14 protein-coding genes and 1 tRNA gene are annotated in these 15,310 nt (G+C 28.3%); 10 read left to right on the forward strand and 5 right to left on the reverse strand.

All coding sequences use genetic code 11. The annotated features are described in order from the left end of the window. Positions 1-258 precede the first annotated feature (258 nt). On the reverse strand, positions 259-846 hold the full coding sequence (locus FDT66_RS05275) for an RNA polymerase sigma factor (protein ID WP_138535105.1): 588 nt from the start codon (positions 844-846) through the stop codon (positions 259-261). 215 nt (positions 847-1,061) lie between these two features. Between FDT66_RS05275 and uvrA the strand changes: the two genes are divergently transcribed. From uvrA to FDT66_RS05300, 5 genes are all read left to right on the forward strand, one after another. Further along, positions 1,062-3,854, forward strand: a complete 2,793-nt coding sequence (gene uvrA, locus FDT66_RS05280) for an excinuclease ABC subunit UvrA (protein WP_138535106.1) — start codon at positions 1,062-1,064, stop codon at positions 3,852-3,854. Positions 3,855-3,872: 18 nt separating this feature from the next. Next, positions 3,873-4,991 carry a MauE/DoxX family redox-associated membrane protein gene (locus tag FDT66_RS05285; RefSeq protein WP_138535107.1) on the forward strand — a complete coding sequence of 373 codons (1,119 nt, stop codon included), beginning with the start codon at positions 3,873-3,875 and terminating at the stop codon, positions 4,989-4,991. A 139-nt stretch (positions 4,992-5,130) separates the two neighbouring features. After that, positions 5,131-6,222, forward strand: a complete 1,092-nt coding sequence (locus FDT66_RS05290) for a hypothetical protein (RefSeq protein WP_138535108.1) — start codon at positions 5,131-5,133, stop codon at positions 6,220-6,222. A gap of 139 nt (positions 6,223-6,361) precedes the next feature. Beyond that, the gene (locus FDT66_RS05295) at positions 6,362-8,353 is read left to right on the forward strand and encodes a sensor histidine kinase (protein WP_171032322.1); all 1,992 of its coding nucleotides are present in this window, start codon (positions 6,362-6,364) and stop codon (positions 8,351-8,353) included. Further along, entirely contained in the window at positions 8,354-9,103 is a 750-nt protein-coding gene (locus tag FDT66_RS05300) for a LytR/AlgR family response regulator transcription factor (RefSeq protein WP_138535110.1), read from the forward strand. A 53-nt stretch (positions 9,104-9,156) separates the two neighbouring features. Here the strand turns inward: FDT66_RS05300 and FDT66_RS05305 are convergent. The 3 genes from FDT66_RS05305 to FDT66_RS05315 all read right to left on the reverse strand — a co-directional run bounded on the left by FDT66_RS05305 (position 9,157) and on the right by FDT66_RS05315 (position 11,238). Continuing rightward, positions 9,157-9,232: transfer RNA gene (locus FDT66_RS05305), tRNA-His, on the reverse strand. A gap of 54 nt (positions 9,233-9,286) precedes the next feature. Then, on the reverse strand, positions 9,287-10,003 hold the full coding sequence (gene bshB1, locus FDT66_RS05310) for a bacillithiol biosynthesis deacetylase BshB1 (RefSeq protein WP_138535111.1): 717 nt from the start codon (positions 10,001-10,003) through the stop codon (positions 9,287-9,289). Between the two features lie 80 nt (positions 10,004-10,083). Further along, a complete protein-coding gene (locus FDT66_RS05315; RefSeq protein WP_138535112.1) occupies positions 10,084-11,238 on the reverse strand; it encodes a trans-sulfuration enzyme family protein in 1,155 nt (384 codons plus the stop codon). Positions 11,239-11,312: 74 nt separating this feature from the next. On the opposite strand from FDT66_RS05315, the gene FDT66_RS05320 reads away from it, so the two are divergent. The 3 genes from FDT66_RS05320 (at position 11,313) to FDT66_RS05330 (ending at position 13,017) form a co-directional block, all read left to right on the forward strand. After that, entirely contained in the window at positions 11,313-12,008 is a 696-nt protein-coding gene (locus FDT66_RS05320) for a Rossmann-like and DUF2520 domain-containing protein (RefSeq protein ID WP_138535113.1), read from the forward strand. Then, positions 11,998-12,522: a KdsC family phosphatase gene (locus tag FDT66_RS05325; RefSeq protein ID WP_138535114.1), complete on the forward strand. Its 525-nt coding sequence runs from the start codon at positions 11,998-12,000 to the stop codon at positions 12,520-12,522. The genes FDT66_RS05320 and FDT66_RS05325 overlap by 11 nt, the downstream gene beginning before the upstream one ends. 72 nt (positions 12,523-12,594) lie before the next feature. Then, a complete protein-coding gene (locus FDT66_RS05330) occupies positions 12,595-13,017 on the forward strand; it encodes a DUF2147 domain-containing protein (RefSeq protein ID WP_138535115.1) in 423 nt (140 codons plus the stop codon). A 48-nt stretch (positions 13,018-13,065) separates the two neighbouring features. Here FDT66_RS05330 and FDT66_RS05335 read toward each other — a convergent pair whose 3' ends face one another. Beyond that, entirely contained in the window at positions 13,066-13,707 is a 642-nt protein-coding gene (locus FDT66_RS05335) for a protein-L-isoaspartate(D-aspartate) O-methyltransferase (RefSeq protein ID WP_138535116.1), read from the reverse strand. 119 nt (positions 13,708-13,826) lie between these two features. Here FDT66_RS05335 and FDT66_RS05340 point away from each other — a divergent pair, with 119 nt between their 5' ends. Together FDT66_RS05340 and FDT66_RS05345 are read left to right on the forward strand one after the other, a co-directional pair. Then, the gene (locus FDT66_RS05340; RefSeq protein WP_138535117.1) at positions 13,827-14,789 is read left to right on the forward strand and encodes a Gfo/Idh/MocA family protein; all 963 of its coding nucleotides are present in this window, start codon (positions 13,827-13,829) and stop codon (positions 14,787-14,789) included. Between the two features lie 43 nt (positions 14,790-14,832). Next, the gene (locus tag FDT66_RS05345) at positions 14,833-15,306 is read left to right on the forward strand and encodes a nucleoside deaminase (RefSeq protein WP_138535118.1); all 474 of its coding nucleotides are present in this window, start codon (positions 14,833-14,835) and stop codon (positions 15,304-15,306) included. Positions 15,307-15,310: the final 4 nt, after the last annotated feature.

Genomic DNA, 15,310 nt, shown 5'->3' on the forward strand with positions numbered 1-15,310 from the left:
ATAAAAAAATAAATGCATAAAAAAACCCTTAACTTACGTTAAGGATTTTTCCACTCTTAATTCAAATTCAATTCAATGAAATCTTTTGATTTTGTTTTTACAACTCTTAACGATTTGGAAAAATTAATCAAAAATTGAATTGTTTCTTTTTTGGGTTGCATCTGTAATTCAGAAGGCTTTTTTGAGTAAAGTTGCATCATATATACTATTTAAATTGTTGGTTATTAAAATAGTAACGTTGCTATTTTTACTTTATTGTTAGTTCACCAAAATAATTTTATGCTTCTCAATTAATTTACGCATGTTTATCAATGCATAACGCATTCTACCCAAGGCTGTATTTATACTAACGCCTGTGTTTTCACTAATTTCTTTAAAACTCATGTCTTTATACATGCGCATTACTAAAACTTCTTTTTGTTCTTCAGGTAGTTCTTTAATTAATTCACGAACATCATCATAAATTTGTTCTTGTATAATTTGTTTTTCAGCATTTAAACTTCCATCATTTATAACAGAAAAAATATTAAACTCGTCTGTATTTTGAAATTTTGGCATTCTATTATTTTTTCTAAAATAATCAATCACCAAATTATGCGCAATACGCATTACCCAAGGCAAAAATTTACCTTCTTCATTGTAATTTCCTTTTTTTAAGGTTCTAATTACCTTTATAAAAGTATCCTGAAAAATATCTTCTGTAATGTCTTTGTCTTGTACTTTACTGTAAATAAAGCTAAACAATCTTTGTTTGTGTTTGTTAATTAAAATAGATAAAGAATTTTCATCTCCTTTAATATAACTGCTAACTAAAACGCTATCTGAAATTGAATTTGCACGTATCATAATTACTTTAAGAAAAGCAAGAGAGCTTTTCGATTTATTATTTGTTAATAATTTTTAAAGTAATTTTTGGGCTATATACGTCTAATTTTGTGTTGTTTATACTTCACAAATATGAATATTATTTTTCAATCCAACAAACTTTTTATAAAAAAGATTTTTTCAATCTATATTAAGAGGTAATTTTTTGGTAAATTTATAGCTTATATTTTTGATACATGAAGACAGATATTTCTCGAGTAAATCCTAAAGAAAACATTATCATAAAAGGTGCAAAACTGCACAATTTAAAAAATATTGATGTTGTTATTCCAAGAAATAAATTAGTTGTAATTACAGGACTTTCTGGTTCTGGTAAATCTTCTTTGGCTTTTGATACCTTATATGCAGAAGGCCAAAGACGTTATGTAGAGAGTTTAAGTTCTTATGCACGTCAGTTTTTAGGAAAATTAGACAAACCAAAGGTAGATTATATAAAAGGTATTGCTCCAGCAATTGCCATTGAGCAAAAAGTAAACTCTACAAATCCACGTTCAACAGTTGGAACATCAACAGAAATTTACGATTATATAAAATTGTTATTTGCTAGAATTGGTAAAACCTACTCTCCTATTTCTGGTAATGAAGTTAAAAAAGATACGGTTGCAGATGTAGTTAATTTTGTAAAAAAGTTTGAAGAAAAAACCAAACTTTTACTACTTGCTCCAATTGTAATTGATGAAAACAGAGATTTAAAAACTGTTTTACAAGTTTTAGAACAACAAGGTTATGCTCGTTTAAAATGGAATGATAAAGTGCATAGAATTGCCGATTTTCCTCAGAAAGATTTTAAAAATGAGCCATTATATTTAGTGGTTGATAGAATTGTAACCAAAGACGATGAAGATTTTTACAATAGATTAGCAGATGCTATTCAAACTGCTTTTTTTGAAGGAAAAGGAGTTTGCTTTATTGAAAATTTAGCAGACAATAACGTTTCAGAATTCAGTAATAAATTCGATTTAGACGAAATGTCTTTCTTAGAACCCAATACACATTTATTTAGTTTTAACAATCCTTATGGGGCTTGCCCTACTTGCGAAGGTTATGGAAACGTTATTGGAATTGATGAAGATTTGGTGATTCCAAATACAGGCTTATCCATTATGGAAGATGCTATTTTTCCATTTAAAACTCCTTCGTTTATTCATTATAAAGAAAATTTGATTGATGTTGCTTATAAATTTGATATTCCTGTTCATAAACCTTGGTTTCAACTAACAGAAAAACAAAAGGAATTAGTTTGGAGTGGAAATAAATCTTTCAACGGAATTCAGCATTTTTTTACTGCTTTAGAAGAAAAAAGTTATAAAATTCAGAATCGTGTAATGCTTTCACGTTACCGAGGAAAAACAAAATGTACCACTTGCTATGGCAAACGTTTACGTAAAGAAGCCAATTATGTAAAAATAAATGATAAAAATATTTCTGATTTAGTAGCTCTACCTTTAGATGAATTGGCAGTTTTCTTCAAAAAAATAACCTTAAACAAATACGAAGAAAAAATTGGAAAACGTTTGTTGACAGAAATAAATAACAGAATACAATTTTTAACAGATGTTGGTTTAAATTATTTAACCATTAACAGAACTTCCAACACACTTTCTGGAGGAGAGAGCCAGCGTATTAATTTAGCAACTTCTTTAGGAAGTTCTTTAGTAGGCTCTATGTATATTTTAGATGAGCCAAGTATTGGCTTGCACCCAAAAGATACTGAAAGGTTAATTGGAGTATTAAAAAATTTACGAGATTTAGGGAACACAGTTGTTGTTGTAGAACATGATGAAGACATCATGAAAGAAGCAGATTATATTATAGATATTGGACCTGAAGCAGGTACTTATGGTGGAAATGTAGTTGCTGAAGGTAATTTTGAAAAAATCTTACAATCTAACTCATTAACTGCAAAATATTTAAATGATGAATTTAGAATTGAAGTTCCTACAAAACGTAGAAAACCAAAGAATAAAATACAAGTTATTGGAGCAAGAGAACACAATTTACAAAATATAGATGTTACGTTTCCATTAAATTGTTTATCCGTAATTACAGGAGTTTCTGGTTCAGGAAAAAGCACATTGGTTAAAAAAATATTGTATCCAACAATGCAAAAAAAGCTAGTTGGCTATGGTGATAAAATTGGACAACATACAGAGGTAAAAGGAGATTTTGAAACTTTAAAACACGTCGAATTTATCGATCAAAACCCTATTGGACGTTCTTCTCGTTCCAATCCAGTAACTTATATTAAGGCTTATGATGATATTCGTTCACTTTTTTCAAATCAAAAATTATCAAAAATAAGAAACTATAAACCCAAACATTTTTCTTTTAATGTAGAAGGTGGACGTTGTGAAACCTGTAAAGGTGAAGGTGAAGTTACTATAGAAATGCAATTTATGGCAGATGTACATTTAGAATGTGATGTATGTAATGGTAAACGTTTTAAAAAAGAAGTTTTAGAAGTAAAATTTGATGGAAAATCAATTAACGATATTTTAAATTTAACAATTGACGACGCTGTAGCATTTTTCTCAGAAAACTTAGTTACTAAAATTGCTAGTAAATTAAAGCCTTTACAAGATGTTGGTTTGGGTTATGTACAATTGGGGCAGTCTTCGTCTACACTTTCTGGTGGAGAAGCACAAAGAATTAAATTAGCATCGTTTTTAGTAAAAGGAAACACTAAAGACAAAGCCTTGTTTATTTTTGATGAACCTACTACAGGTTTGCATTTTCATGATATTAAAAAATTATTAAAATCTTTTAATGCCTTAATTGAACGCGGACATTCTATTGTAGTTATTGAGCACAATATAGAACTCATTAAATGTGCAGATTATATTATAGATTTAGGTTTAGAAGGTGGTAAAAATGGTGGAAAATTGATTTTTCAAGGAACCCCAGAAGAATTAGCAAGAAATAAAGAATCATATACTGCCAAATATTTAGCTGAGAAACTGGTGTTTTAAAATTATAATTTCATTTTTATGATTGAAAAAATAACAAACTTAACAGACAAACAAAAAGTGAATTACGTAAGAATTTTAGCAATTCTTGCAGTTTTGGTGTTAATGATTTATGCGCCAAAATTATGGATAACCACAAAAGTTTTTCCAGTAATCCCACTATTTGATTGGTTACCAATTCCAATAAATCCTGTTGATTATATTTTAGCTGGTTTTTTCTTTTTCATTCAAGTTTTGTACATTTTTCAAAATAAAAGATGGCAAGGTTGGACTATTGTTTTACTCTATTTATATTTAGCTCTGGTAGATCAAAATAGACTTCAACCCTACTTCTACCAAAGTTTTTTAACCATATTAGCTATTGAAATTTTTCCAAAAAACACAAATTACAGAAAAGTTTTATATACAGTAATTCTCATATTTTTTGCAACCTACTTTTGGAGTGGAATTCAAAAAGTAAACGAAGCCTTTTATGTGCAATGGCTAAGTGCTTTAAATAAACATTTTAGTTTTTTACCTCAATGGTTTTTAGTAGGCTTTACTTATGCAGTACCTTGGCTAGAAGCTTTAATGGGTGTTTTGTTGCTATTTAATAAAACTAGAAAATTTGGTGTTCTTTTTATTTTATCTATGCACGCAATCATTACCTTTTTACTATTTTATTTAGGTTATGGTTATAATGTTGTGCCTTGGAATATTCAAAATATGTTTTCTGTAATCATTATCTTTTGGACCTTAAAAACAACGAATGCTTTGGAGTTTTTTTTAAAGTTTTTCAACAAGCAAAAAATTGCAATTTTAATTTTTACCATTTTTCTACCTTTAGCAAATAACTTAACGGGTTTTTATGACAGTTTACTTTCTTTTCATTTTTTTACTGCAGATTTAAACTATTACAATGTTTATTTAAATGAAGAATTGGAAGAAAATTTACCAGAACACATTCAAAATTTTTACAGATACAACAACGGAAAAGCATTTATAAATATGAATGAATGGGCACAATATGATAATAAAGTATTGTTTTATCCAGAAGATAGAATCATTAATTTTATGGATGTGTATTTACGTTCTTTCGCAAAAAATCCTAATGAAAAAGGATTAACAGAATTGGTAGTTTATAATCATGAAAATGAATAAAAATTCATTAAAATTATTTTAGAATATACTGTTTTAACACGAATTCTAAATTAAACTTTACGAATTCTAAAACAGCCAAAATTAAGCCTTACTTCTACGCTACTTTTACGGTATAATAACCTTTAAAAAAGTAGAAATCATGAAAACATTATTAAAAAAATCAGCAATTTTATTTTCTTTTATAATCGCATTAACACTTTGTTTACAGTGTGATAATCCTGAATCAAAAAAAGAAAGCAACACAAAAGTTATTGCAGAAAACAGCACACCCATTTCTGAAGAAGTTAAAGAAATCGTTTATCAAAAACCTATTGTTTTTATAGCAGGTTTTGATAAAGGAAATGAAACCTTTTATTCTACAGCTAGAAAATATTTTAAGGAAAAAGGATTAAAAGTGGTGGATGGTCAATATTCTTTAGAAGAAATTATTCTTTGGTTAAACGAAAATGGAAAACAACATCCTTATAGCGAAATTCATATTGTAAATAAGAGCAACCCTTATAAAGGTATGAACTTAGAAACTGTTGTAAGAGGTGATAAAATTAACGCACAAACTTTAAGGAGAACAATAACTCAAGGTACGCTTCCAAAATTAAGAAACGTTGTAAACAGTAATTCTAAAATTATTTTTCACGCTTCTGGGTTAATTGAAAATAACGATTTAATCAACACTTTAAAAGATGCTTTTCACGCAAAAGAAAACCCGAAAGTAATTGCATCTCCATATCACACTATTTTTGGCGGAAAATTTTCTAATCATTATTTAGCAAAACCATACTACGTATTTTACCCTACTGCAAACTCACCAGGGAAAATGGACTTATCAAAAGAAATTGCAAAAAAATACCCAGAAGAAACAGAAATAGATTGGTATGATGCATTAAATAATGAAGAAGAAAGATATGTTGGTGAAGCTTACACAACACAATTTACAATACCTATTCTTTGGGAGTTTGATTTTCATAATACAGATAATGAAATGCCAAAATTTACTTCACAAGATCAAGTTATGGATTGGATTGACGCTCATGATGAATTAACTGCTGAATTAAAAAAACTAAAAGTTCCTGTAGATAAGTTTAGATGGAATTGGACTACTAAAAACAGCAAATTAATTATTAGAGGTAGAACTTCTGGCTTGTGTGTTTTAAAGCCTTTAGTAAAACCTTATGGTGATTTAAAACATATAAAACCAGATACAAATAACAAACGTTTGTACGGTATGAAATAGTAAATGGAATGGAAATTGTGAGTACCAAAACGTCATTACATCAAATAAAGAATGGTGTAATGACGTTTTAATTAGTAAGTTTGTTACAATGAAAATAAGTCAATCATTTTTTTTATCAACCTCTTATTACTGTACTAAAGTGATTAAAATTTTCACTCTAGTTTTTCTATTATTACTGATTAATTTTTCAAATGCTCAAGAAAATAGTTTTGAAAAAATAGTGGCTTTTAAAAACTTTAAAAACCATACAATTACAGCTATTGATCAAGATACATATTATCATATTTGGTTCGCTACAAATAAAACATTGCTAAAGTTTGATGGAGAAGAATTAAAAAAAAATGATTTTAAAATTGGAGAATCATCTGAAAACATACAAACCATTTTTACTAAAGGTGATTCAATATTCATAGGAAAAAATAAAAATTTACACTTAAAAACACACAATCAATTATTAACCTTTAATGCTAAAAGTGTAAACAAAATATTTGAATTTAAAGATGAAATATTTGTTGGTTCTAACCAGGGTTTACTTCATTTTAGGCAAAACTATCTACAACCTTTAAAAACAACCTATAACTTAGATTTTTCTGTTATAAACGATATCATCTATTACAATAAAAATTTTATAGTAGCATCTAATAGCGGACTGTGGATTTTAGACGATTTAATAAATCCGAAACAAATAAATACTGTTAGTAAAGGCAATTATTCATCATTATTAAAAGTAAATGAAAAACTTTATGTACTTAAAAATAATTCAATAATTCAAAAACTAAACAATAATGAACTTGAAAATATATATTCAAAAAATAATATTTCTTCTATTTTGTTAATTGAAAATAAAATTTATGCTACATCAGAAAACGAAGGAATTGACATTTTTAATGCAAATAGTTTTATTTTTGAAAAAAGACTTAATAAATACAACAGCAATTTAAATTCAAACAGAATAAATGCTGTGTTTGAAGATGCTGAACAAAATATTTTTATTGCTACTGAAGGTGGGTTATTTATCAAAAAAAATAAATCACCCACTAAAAAAGCACCATTACAAATAGTAGATTTTACAGTAAATTATATTTCTATAGATTCCATAAATACTAATTCATATAACAAGATTTTACAGTTAAATGCAAATGAAAATAACATTTCTTTTTTGTTAGAAAGTATATCTATTAGTCATCCAAAAAGTATAGAATTTAGATATAAATTAGGGGATACATTTTCTCCATGGAGTTCTAATAAACAAGTAAATTTTGCAAGTTTAAAACCTGGTAAATATAATTTTATAGCTGAGTCTCGTTTTAAAAATAGTACTAAAACTACTAAAAAAGAATTTTCATTTTTTATTGCTACTCCTTTTTACAAAAAAGTATGGTTTTTAATTTTTTGTGCAGTTCTTTTATGTTTAATTTTAGCTGGAACTGTAGAAATTTATATTAGAAAAATAAATAAGAAAAACCAGCAAAAAGTGGCTGCTTTAAAACTGGAAAACCATTTGCTTTCATTAGAGCAAAAAGCTTTGCAATTGCAAATGAATCCACATTTTATTTTCAATGTTTTAAACGGAATAAAAGCTTTAGGAAATTCAGATAATAAAACAACGCTAAACAAAACAATCTCTAATTTCTCGATACTTTTAAGAAGTGTTTTAAATAATTCGAGGTTAGAAGAAATTAGTTTAAAAGAAGAAATTACAACATTAAATACATATCTTGAACTAGAGCAACAAATGAGTTCTAAATTGTTTCAATTTTCAATAGAAACCAAGTTAAATAATATTGATACAGATGAAATTTTAATTCCACCAATGTTGGTACAACCTTTTGTTGAAAATGCTGTAAAACATGGTATTTCTCAAGTTTCTAATCAAGGTAAAATCAATATCATTTTTGAAGTAAAAAACCAATTTTTAAAATGTTCTGTGATAGATAATGGTGTTGGAATATATCAATCACAAAAAAGAAAAGTCAATAATAAACACAAATCTATTGCTGTAAAAGTAACAAAAGAAAGAATTGAAAACATTTCTAAACACAGCGCTTTTACTATGGAAGAAATTAAAGATAATAATGATGTTAAAGGAACTAAAATTTGGTTTAAAATTCCTCTAAAAACCGATTATTAAATGAAAAAAACAACAGCAATTTTAGTGGAAGATAATTCCTTAGCCTTAGAAATGCTATATAATGATATTACAAATAATCATCAAGAAATTGAGATTATTGATACTGCAAAATCGGTTGTTGAAGCAGCAAAAATTTTACGTAAAAAAGAACCAGAAATTCTTTTTTTAGACATTATGTTAGGAGATGGAACAGGGTTTGATATTTTAGAAATTTTTCCAAATTTAAAATCTAAAATAATTTTTGTGACTGCAAGTGATGCACATGCAATCAGAGCTTTTAAATTTTCAGCTATCGATTATATTTTAAAACCATATTCAGATACAGATTTAAACAACGCCATTGAGAAAGCCCAACAACAATTACAACCAGAAAATGAGCAATTAAATGTTTTAAAGCAAGCTATTATAACTCCAAGTAGCAAATTAGAAAAAATATCATTACATACTTCTGAAAAAATAATTGTAGTAAATATTGGTGATATTATTCGTTGTAAATCAGATAATAACTACACTACTTTTTATTTTAATAATGGCTCAAAAATATTGGTATCTAAAACTTTAAAGTTTTATTCGGATTTACTTAAAGAAGTTGGTTTTGTAAGAGTACATCAAAGTCATTTAATAAACACGAAATATATTAAAGAGTTTATAAAATCTGATGGTGGTTATTTAATACTTACGGATAATTCAAACATACCAGTTTCAGTAAGAAAAAGAGGCGAAGTTTTAGAAATATTGAATTCTTATTAAACATTATTTATAAAACAAAAAAATCCTTCTCAAACTGAGAAGGATTTTATTTTGGGTGGAAGACGGGACTCGAACCCGCGACACTCGGTACCACAAACCGATACTCTAACCAACTGAGCTACAACCACCATATAATTGCGGGTGCAAATATAAATATTTTTTCTATTTTAAAACAATATTTTTTTAAATTAATTTGTCTAAATTTTCTACAGCTACGTAACGTTCTGTGGTAAAACCTTCTGCATACTCCACTCCTATTAACCTTCCTAAATCTCTAGATCTATAATTTATACTATCAATAAAATTTTTACTGGTAATTGGTGTTTCTGGTTCGTTGCTTTTTGGATCATAAAATTGTGTTTTATATGCTAAAACTGCTTCCGTTTTTTTATCAATAAATCCAGTTATATCTACAACAAAATTTGGTTCTATGTTTTTCCATTGTATGTAATGGTATACTTTATTTGGCCTCCATTTTTCTTGTTGTTTTCCTTCTAGTTCCGTTTCAATTTTCATTAAACCACTTAAAAAACAAGCATCAGAAACCAGTTTGCTTCCTTTTCCATGATCAATATGTCTATCATCAATAGCATTACACAAAACAATTTCTGGTTGGTATTTACGAATCATTTTAATAATTTCTATTTGATGTTTTTTGTCATTTGTAAAAAAACCGTCTGCAAAAGCCAAATTCTCTCGTACGGAAACTCCTAATATTTTTGCTGCGTTTTGAGCTTCTACATCACGAATTTCTGCAGAACCACGAGTACCTAATTCTCCTCTTGTTAAATCTACAATTCCAACTTTTTTCCCTAAAGAAACTTCTTTGGCAATTGTTGCACCACAACCTAATTCAACATCATCTGGATGTGCACCAAAAGCTAATATATCTAATTTCATAATTATTCTATTTTGTCAGGTCGAGCGCAGTCGAGACCTCTTAATAACCTCTCGACTGCGCTCGAGGAGACAATCGTTATTTAAACTAAACTGTTAATAGCCTGTTCAATATCACTTATTAAATCTTCCACTTCTTCAATTCCGACAGAAAAACGAATCAAGCCATCTTTAATACCTCTTTCTAAACGCGCTTCTTCACTTAATAAAGCATGTGTTGTTTGTGCTGGACTCACTGTTGTACTCTCTAAACCTGCCAAACTCATAGACGGTTTTATGAGTTGTAAATTACGTTGAAATTCCATTGCATCAATAGTTTCATTTAACTCAAAGGACAACATTGCTCCAAAACCTTTCATTTGTTTTTTTGCCAATTCGTATTGAGGATGACTTTTTAAACCAGGATAATAAACACAGTTTATGTTCGTATTTCCCTCTAAATATTCAGCCATTTTCTGAGCATTTTTAGTCTGTTCTTTAACACGAAGATTTAACGTTTTTAAACTTCTTTCTAACAACCAAACTGTTTGATCGCTTAAATTTCCTCCAAAATTAATAGCGGTTTTCCATATTTGGGCAATATGATCTTTAGAAGCTGCAATGGCACCTGCAGAAATATCAGAATGACCTCCCATATATTTTGTGGCGGAGTGTAAAATAATATCAATTCCGAAATCTACAGGATTCTGATTTATGGGTGATGCAAATGTATTATCAATCATTGTTAAACAATTATTTGCTTTTGCTAACTTTGAAATGACCTCTAAATCTGTAATTCCTAAAAGCGGATTCGAAGGTGTTTCAATATATAAAATCTTAGTATTTTGTTTGATAAGTGATTTAAAATCTTCCACTTTATCAGATTCTGTAAAAGAATATTCAATTCCGTATTTATCAAATTCAGATACGATTAAATTAAAAGTTCCTCCATAAATTACTTGTTGAATAATTACATGATCACCCGTTTTTAAAAAAGCAAACATCGCTGCAGAAATTGCCGCCATTCCAGAACTAAAGATTAAACCATCTTCCGTTTTTTCTAAAGCTGCTATTTTTTTACACAACATTTCTTGATTTGGCGTATTAAAATAACGCGGATATCTTTTTACATCTACACCATCAAAAGCGTACGAAGTTGACATATAAATTGGCGAAACTGCTCCTTTATGCTCAATATCTTTTACTTCACCAACATGAACGCATGTTGTATTTATTCCTAATTTTTTATCATTTCTCATTTAAAAGATTTTACTTCTGCTAAAATACCAAATCCTATTCTAAATTTCTATTATTTTTGAATATCTTCGCCTATATGATTTCTATTTTAATTGTTGGAAATGGAAATGTGGCAACACATTTACACAAAGCTTTTTTAAAAGCTGATAATGTTGTTGTTAACAAAATATCTTCTAGAAATTTAGTAGAAATACCAAAAGCAGACATAACAATTATTGCAGTCTCTGATGATGCAATTGCAGAAGTTTCTTCAAAAATTAAAAATAGTTTTGTGGTGCATACTTCTGGAAGTTTTGCTCTAACAGATTTAAAAAACACAAATAATAAAGGTGTTTTTTATATGTTGCAAACTTTTTCAAAAGATAAAAAAGTAAATTTTTCTCAAATTCCTTTTTGTTTAGAGGCTGAAAATAAAAACGATTATAAATTATTAGAAACTGTAGCAAAATCAATTGGAAAAAAAATATACAATATAAATTCCAATCAAAGAAAAGCTTTACATGTTGCAGCTGTTTTTGTAAATAACTTTACAAATCATTTGTATACAATAGGAAATGACATTTGTGAAGAAAATAAAGTTCCTTTTGAAATTTTACAACCTTTAATTGAAGAAACAGCTTTAAAAATTAAAAAATTGTCTCCTGAAAAAGCACAAACAGGTCCTGCTATTAGAAATGATGAACAAACAATAGAAAAACATTTACTATTGTTGAATAAAACGCAACAAGAAATATATAAAATCTTAACAAAATCTATCCAAAATGGAAATTAGTTACAAACAATTATTACCTAAAATTAACACTTTTATTTTTGATGTTGATGGTGTTTTAACAAACGGAACATTAACCATAATGCCAGATGGCGAACTCGTAAGACACATGAATGTGAAAGATGGGTATGCTATGAAAACAGCTTTAAATAAAGGATTTAGAGTTTGTATAATTTCTGGAGGAACAAATGAAGGAGTTAGAAAAAGATTAGCTGCTTTGGGTATTGAAGATATTTATTTAGGTGCTCACAATAAAATTGAGCAATATGAATTATTGGTAAAAAAATACAATTTACAACCCGAAAATGTATTGTATATGGGTGATGATATTCCTGATTATCCTGTAATGAAATTAGTTGGTGTTTCTGCTTGTCCAAACGATGCTGTAAGAGAAATTCAACAAGTATCAAAATACATATCTGGTAAAAAAGGTGGTGAAGGTTGTGTTAGAGATGTTATTGAACAAGTTTTACGAGTACAAAACAAATGGGATGATTTTTTTGATGCTAGTTTGTAACTTTTTAACAAATTTTTTATTAAAAAAGTTTTAAATTCACACTCTTTATTAATTATTAATATGTTTTTAACTATGAAAAAAGTACTTTTTATAATTCTATTTACTACGTTTTCAATTTCAATTAATGCACAAACAATTTTCGGAAAATGGAATTCCAAAAATGAAAAAGGTGTGGTAGATTCTGTTTTAGAAGTTTATGAGAAAAATGGAAAAGCATACGCAAAAGTGGTAGAAATTATGAATCCTGAAAGAAAAGATGCACGTTGTGTAGATTGTGAGGGCGAGTATAAAGACAAGCCTATTTTAGGTTTAGATATTTTATCTGGTTTAGAAAAAGATGATGATGAATGGTCTGGAGGTACTATTTTAGATCCACGAAATGGAAAAACATATAAATGTTATATTGAGCTTGTTAACCCAAATAAATTAAAGTTAAGAGGGTATATTGGTATTTCTCTTTTTGGAAAAACAGCTTATTGGGAGAGAGCGAAATAGTTTTTAGTTTTTAGTGAAAAATGAAACTTTAAAACTTTGAAACTAATATTAATTTTTTTCTTCTAACATTGGCACGAAAGCAAAATCACCTAGTTCTTGTTTTTCAAATTCTTTGGCAGATTTTCTAATAAACAACGTCATAATTTGAGTTTTATCTCCAACAGGAATTAATAAACTTCCTCCTATTTTTAATTGAGATAGCAAAGGATTTGGTACAAAAGGTGCACCAGCTGTTACAATTATTTTATCAAAAGGTGCTTGCGATTTTAAACCTTTATAACCATCACCAAAAATAAATTTCTTAGGATTGTAACCTAATTTTGGTAAAAACAATGATGTTCTTTTAAACAATTCACGCTGTCTTTCAATTGTATAAACTTCTACATTTAGTTCCAACAAAACTGCTGTTTGATAGCCTGAACCAGTACCAATTTCTAAAATTTTTTCACCACCTTTTATATTTAAAGTTTGCGATTGAAAAGCAACTGTGTATGGCATAGATATAGTTTGTTCTGCAGCAATTGGAAAAGCTTTATCTTGGTATGCATGGTCTTCAAAGCTCGAGTCTATAAATAAATGACGCGGAATTTTACGCACTGCATTTAGTACATTTTCATCAAATATACCTTTTGCTTTTAACACATTAGCAAGCTGATTTCTACGTCCTTGATGTTTTGAGGTATCTTTCAATTTTAACAAATTTCTAAAACCTAAAAATAGCAATAATTTAAGATACATTCCTATAAAATTGTATCTTTGTTTTTATTGATTTTTTTTAAAATCAAAAATCAAACTTAAAAAAATATTTTATGCTAAAAGCAGGGGTTTTAGGTGCTGGTCATCTTGGAAAAATTCATTTGAAACTATTACAACAATCAAAAAAATACGAGTTAGTTGGTTTTTTTGATCCGTTTACAGAAAATGCAGAAAAAGTTGCGAAAGAATTTGGATATAAATTATTTGATTCTATTGAAGATTTAATTGATGCTGTAGAAGTAGTTGATATTGTTACACCAACATTATCGCACTTTGATTGTGCAAAATTAGCCATTGAAAAAGGATGTCATATTTTTATTGAAAAACCTATTACCAATACTGTTTTAGAAGCAGAAGCTATTAAAACTTTGGCTAGTCAAAACCATGTACAAGGTCAAGTTGGTCATGTAGAGCGTTTTAATCCTGCATTTACTGCTGTAAGAGATAAAATAAACAACCCAATGTTTATTGAAACTCACAGATTAGCAGAATTTAATCCCAGAGGAACTGATGTGCCTGTGGTTTTAGATTTAATGATTCATGATATTGATATCATTTTATCTGTAGTAAATTCAAAGGTAAAAAATGTACATGCAAGTGGTGTTTCTGTAATTTCTGAAACACCAGATATTGCCAACGCAAGAATTGAGTTTGAAAATGGTTGTGTTGCTAATTTAACAGCCAGTAGAATTTCTATGAAAAATATGCGTAAAACACGTTTTTTTCAAAAAGATGCATACATTTCTGTAAACTTTTTAAGTAAAGAATCAGAAGTTGTTCGAATGAAAAACGTTCCTGAAAATCCTGATGAATTTGCTATGATTTTACAAAATGCTGAGGGAATTAAAAAACAAATTTATTTTGAAAACCCAGAGATTGAACCAAACAATGCCATTTTAGATGAGTTAGAATCTTTTGCTGATGCAATTGAAAACGGAACAAAACCAGTAGTATCATTAAGTGCTGGAACTGAAGCATTAAGAGTTGCACAAATGGTAATAGATTGTTTTAAATAAGTATTCACAATTTTATTAGGTTTCGCATAGTAAATCGAAAAAAATGACAAGTCACGAAGAATATATGAGTGAAGCAGTGAAAGCTGCTTTAAAAGGAATGAATAATAATGAAGGTGGACCTTTTGGTTGCATTGTTGTTAAAAATGGAGTAATTGTTGGTCGTGGAAATAACAAAGTTACTTCTACAAATGACCCAACAGCTCATGCTGAAATTACAGCAATAAGAAATGCTTGTGAAAATTTAAATTCTTTTCAGTTAGAGGGTTGTATTGTTTATACATCATGTGAACCTTGTCCTATGTGTTTAGGTGCAATATATTGGGCAAGACCAGATAAAGTATATTATGGAAGTAACCAAAAAGATGCAGCTGATATTGGTTTTGATGATGAGTTTATTTATAAAGAAATTCCACTTCCGTATGAAAAAAGAAGTATTCCTTTTGAGCAAATAGGAAGAGATATTGTTTTAGAACCTTTTCAAAAATGGTCTCAAAAAGAAGATAAAACTGAATACTAAATAA

Source organism: Polaribacter aestuariivivens (genome assembly GCF_005885675.1).
Lineage (GTDB): Bacteria > Bacteroidota > Bacteroidia > Flavobacteriales > Flavobacteriaceae > Polaribacter > Polaribacter aestuariivivens.

Excerpts from the sequence above, each read along its gene's own strand:
- FDT66_RS05320 (WP_138535113.1), top strand. The coding sequence starts at position 11,313 with ATGATTTCTATTTTAATTGTTGGAAATGGAAATGTGGCAACACATTTA.
- FDT66_RS05330 (WP_138535115.1), top strand. The coding sequence starts at position 12,595 with ATGAAAAAAGTACTTTTTATAATTCTATTTACTACGTTTTCAATTTCA.
- bshB1 (WP_138535111.1), bottom strand. The coding sequence starts at position 10,003 with ATGAAATTAGATATATTAGCTTTTGGTGCACATCCAGATGATGTTGAA.
- FDT66_RS05340 (WP_138535117.1), top strand. The coding sequence starts at position 13,827 with ATGCTAAAAGCAGGGGTTTTAGGTGCTGGTCATCTTGGAAAAATTCAT.
- FDT66_RS05300 (WP_138535110.1), top strand. The coding sequence starts at position 8,354 with ATGAAAAAAACAACAGCAATTTTAGTGGAAGATAATTCCTTAGCCTTA.
- FDT66_RS05285 (WP_138535107.1), top strand. The coding sequence starts at position 3,873 with ATGATTGAAAAAATAACAAACTTAACAGACAAACAAAAAGTGAATTAC.
- FDT66_RS05315 (WP_138535112.1), bottom strand. The coding sequence starts at position 11,238 with ATGAGAAATGATAAAAAATTAGGAATAAATACAACATGCGTTCATGTT.
- FDT66_RS05325 (WP_138535114.1), top strand. The coding sequence starts at position 11,998 with ATGGAAATTAGTTACAAACAATTATTACCTAAAATTAACACTTTTATT.
- FDT66_RS05275 (WP_138535105.1), bottom strand. The coding sequence starts at position 846 with ATGATACGTGCAAATTCAATTTCAGATAGCGTTTTAGTTAGCAGTTAT.
- FDT66_RS05345 (WP_138535118.1), top strand. The coding sequence starts at position 14,833 with ATGACAAGTCACGAAGAATATATGAGTGAAGCAGTGAAAGCTGCTTTA.
- FDT66_RS05290 (WP_138535108.1), top strand. The coding sequence starts at position 5,131 with ATGAAAACATTATTAAAAAAATCAGCAATTTTATTTTCTTTTATAATC.
- uvrA (WP_138535106.1), top strand. The coding sequence starts at position 1,062 with ATGAAGACAGATATTTCTCGAGTAAATCCTAAAGAAAACATTATCATA.